Below are 3,785 nucleotides of genomic sequence, written 5' to 3' on the forward strand. Positions count from 1 at the left end.
CGCACTTCATCGAACTGTGCTGTCAGCGCAAGATTCCGCTCGTGTTCCTGCAGAACATCACGGGCTTCATGGTCGGCCGCAAATACGAGAACGAAGGCATCGCGCGTAACGGCGCGAAGATGGTGACAGCCGTGGCAACGGCGAAGGTGCCGAAGTTCACGGTGATCATCGGCGGCTCGTTCGGGGCCGGTAACTATGGCATGTGCGGCCGCGCGTATTCGCCGCGCTTCCTGTGGATGTGGCCGAACGCGCGCATTTCGGTGATGGGCGGCGAGCAGGCGGCCTCGGTGCTGGCCACGGTCAAGCGCGACGGCATCGAAGGCAAGGGCGGTTCGTGGAGCGCTGAAGAGGAAGAGGCGTTCAAGCAACCGATCCGCGACCAGTACGAGCATCAGGGCCACCCGTACTACGCGAGCGCGCGCTTGTGGGACGACGGCGTGATCGATCCGGCGCAAACGCGCGACGTGCTCGGTCTCGGCCTGTCGGCCACGATGAACGCGCCAATCGAAGACACGCGTTTCGGCGTGTTCAGAATGTGACGGAGCGCTACGAGCGAGGAGCTGCAACGATGCAATACGAAACGCTGAATGTCGCTGTTGCGGGGCGCGTCGCCACGGTCACGCTGAACCGGCCGGAGGTGCGCAACGCGTTCAATGAAACGATGATCGCCGAAGTGAGCTCGGCCTTCACGGCTCTGAACGCACGCGCCGACGTGCGCGCGGTGGTGCTCGCCGCGAACGGCAAGGCGTTCTGCGCGGGCGCCGATCTGAACTGGATGAAGAAGATGGCCGGCTACTCGGACGACGAGAACCGCGCCGACGCAATGCTGCTGGCGAACATGCTGGCGTCGATCTACCGCTGCAACAAGCCGGTGATCGCGCGGGTGAATGGCGACGCGTACGCGGGCGGCATGGGCTTGATTTCGGCGTGCGATATCGTCGTCGCGGTGGAGAGTGCGCGTTTTTGCCTCTCGGAAGCGCGTCTCGGTCTGATCCCAGCCACTATCGCGCCCTATGTGATCCGTGCGTTGGGCGAGCAGGCATCGCGCCGCTATTTCATAAGCGCCGAGCAGTTCGATTGCGCGACGGCGTTGCGCCTGGGTCTCGTCAGCGAAGCGGTGAGCGCGGAGCAACTCGACGCCGCCGTGCAGCAGATCGCGGAAACGCTCTGCGCGAACGGCCCGCAAGCGGTGCGTGCCTGCAAGCAACTGGTGCAGGACATCGCCGGCCACGAACTGAACGAGGCCATGATCGAGGACACGGCCGCACGCATCGCGCGCACGCGCGCCGGTGCGGAGGGCCGTGAAGGCGTCGCCTCGTTCCTCGAAAAGCGCACGCCGGCCTGGCGCGATTGAAGCGCCAATTGAGCTGCCAAATGAAGTGCCAAATGAGCTGCCAATTGAGCTGCCAAATGAAGTGCCAATTGCTGCCACGCAGGCATCCATTCCAGGGCGCATGCTCGCCTTCAAGAACAACACAGCCCCGAACGGGACAATCACCGAGACACCTCATGTTCAACAAGATCCTGATTGCGAACCGCGGCGAGATTGCGTGCCGCGTCGCCGCAACCTGCAAGCGGCTCGGTATCGCGAGCGTGGCTGTGTATTCCGACGCGGATGCCAACGCGAAACACGTGGCCGCATGCGACGAGGCCGTGCATATCGGCGGATCGACCGCGGCGGAAAGCTATCTGCGCTTCGAGCGCATTATCGACGCCGCGCGTGCCACCGGCGCGCAGGCAGTGCATCCGGGCTACGGTTTTCTGTCGGAAAACGAAGACTTCGCGCAGGCCTGCGAAGCGGCCGGCATCGTCTTCATCGGACCGCCGGTCGAAGCGATCGCCGCCATGGGCTCGAAGGCAGCCGCGAAGGCGCTGATGCATGCGGCCGCCGTGCCGCTCGTGCCGGGTTATCACGGCGACGATCAGGAGCCCCGGTTGCTGCATCGCGAAGCGGATGCGATCGGCTATCCGGTCTTGCTGAAGGCAAGCGCGGGCGGCGGCGGTAAAGGCATGCGGGTGGTCGAGCGCACTGAAGACTTCGCGGCGGCGCTGGCGTCGTGCAAACGGGAAGCCGCCAGCAGCTTCGGCAACGACCGCGTGCTGATCGAAAAGTATCTGACGCGGCCGCGTCACGTGGAAGTGCAGGTGTTCGCGGACCGTCATGGCGGCGCGGTGTATCTCTTCGACCGCGATTGCTCGGTGCAGCGCCGTCACCAGAAAGTGCTGGAAGAAGCGCCGGCGCCGGGTTTGTCCGCGGAAATCAAACGCGAGATGGGCGAAGCGGCCGTGGCCGCCGCGCGTGCCGTGAATTACGTTGGAGCGGGCACGGTCGAGTTCATCATGACCGGCACCGGCGATTTCTACTTCATGGAGATGAACACGCGCCTGCAGGTCGAGCATCCGGTCACGGAAATGGTGACCGGGCAGGACCTGGTGGAGTGGCAACTGCGCGTCGCCGCCGACCAACCGCTGCCGCTCACGCAAGCGCAACTGAAAATCGACGGCCACGCAATCGAAGCGCGTATTTACGCCGAGCATCCGGCACGCGGCTTCCTGCCGTCCACGGGTACGTTGAAGCATCTGCGCATGCCGGAGGGCGTCGAATTCACCATTGGCGCGGCGGGTCTGGGCGAGGGCAGCAAAGCGCCGGTACGTATCGACAGCGGCGTGCGCGAAGGCGACACCATCACGCCTTTCTACGATCCGATGATCGCCAAGCTGATCGTCCACGGCGCGACGCGGGAAGAGGCGCTGGCGCGGCTGAATCGCGCGCTGCGTGCCTGCGAAGTAGTGGGTCCGCATACCAACGTCGAGTTCCTGCAACGCATTGTCACAAGCGAACCGTTCGCAACCGGCGATCTCGATACGGGTTTGATCGAGCGTCATCACGACGCCTTGTTCGCGCCGGTGAAGAAGCCGTTCAAGGAAGCGCTGGCGCTCGCCTGCGCCGCGTTGCTGACGCGCGAAGGCGGCACGGCGCACGGTGCGTCGCCGTGGGACGCGCTATCGCACTGGCGTCTGAACAGCGGCTATACGCAGACGCTCGGCTGGCGCACGATCGGCGACGGCAACGATAGTGGCAGCGGCAGCGGCAGCGGCAGCGGCAGCGGCAGCGGCAACGACAACACCTTCACCGTCACGTTCGCCCGCGACGGCGGCACCCAAACGCTCGAGCACGACGGCGTGCGTGATGACTTCACCTGGTCGGACGGCACGGAGCGGCACGAATACCGCGCGACGATCGGCGATGCGCGGGTGACAGGCCGCGTTTTCATCGACGGCGATACGTTCTACGTGTTCTGTCTCGGCGAGGCGCTGGCGTTCGAGTGGCAAAACCTGCTCGCGCATGCGGCGGACGCCGAAGGCGGCGAAGGCCGTTTGACCGCGCCGATGCCGGGCAAGGTGATCGCGGTGCTGGTCGAACCGGGGACGGTGGTGGAGAAGGGCACGCCGCTGATCGTGATGGAGGCGATGAAGATGGAGCACACGATCGGCGCACCGGCGGCCGGCACGGTAGCGGAAGTGCTGTATGCAGTTGGCGATCAGGTTGCCGATGGGGCGCAACTGCTCGTGCTGAATGTAGGCTGAGTGCGAGGTTTAAACGATGCCTGAGCGATGCCTGAGCGATGCCTGAGCAATGGCTGAGCGATGCCTGAGCGAACCCTGAGAGACCCCAATAAAACCTGAACGAGGCCTAAGCAACGCCTAAGCGAGACTCAAACGAGGCGCGCATACCCTAACGGCACGCCGGCTTGGCCATGCGCAACACGTCGTCCAGCCACTCG

The 3,785-nt window shown here is 64.7% G+C and carries 3 protein-coding genes; all 3 read left to right on the forward strand.

What is annotated here, in order from left to right; genetic code table 11:
* The coding region (locus QOC89_RS27325) for a carboxyl transferase domain-containing protein (protein ID WP_323047883.1) at positions 1 to 539 on the forward strand (539 nt) is incomplete at its 5' end.
* A gap of 29 nt (positions 540 to 568) precedes the next feature.
* Complete coding sequence (locus QOC89_RS27330) at positions 569 to 1,354, forward strand: enoyl-CoA hydratase/isomerase family protein (RefSeq protein ID WP_323047884.1); 786 nt, start codon at positions 569 to 571, stop codon at positions 1,352 to 1,354.
* A 155-nt stretch (positions 1,355 to 1,509) separates the two neighbouring features.
* Complete coding sequence (locus QOC89_RS27335; RefSeq protein WP_323047885.1) at positions 1,510 to 3,588, forward strand: acetyl/propionyl/methylcrotonyl-CoA carboxylase subunit alpha; 2,079 nt, start codon at positions 1,510 to 1,512, stop codon at positions 3,586 to 3,588.
* Positions 3,589 to 3,785: the final 197 nt, after the last annotated feature.

This window comes from Paraburkholderia sp., from assembly GCF_034668105.1.
Classification (GTDB): domain Bacteria; phylum Pseudomonadota; class Gammaproteobacteria; order Burkholderiales; family Burkholderiaceae; genus Paraburkholderia.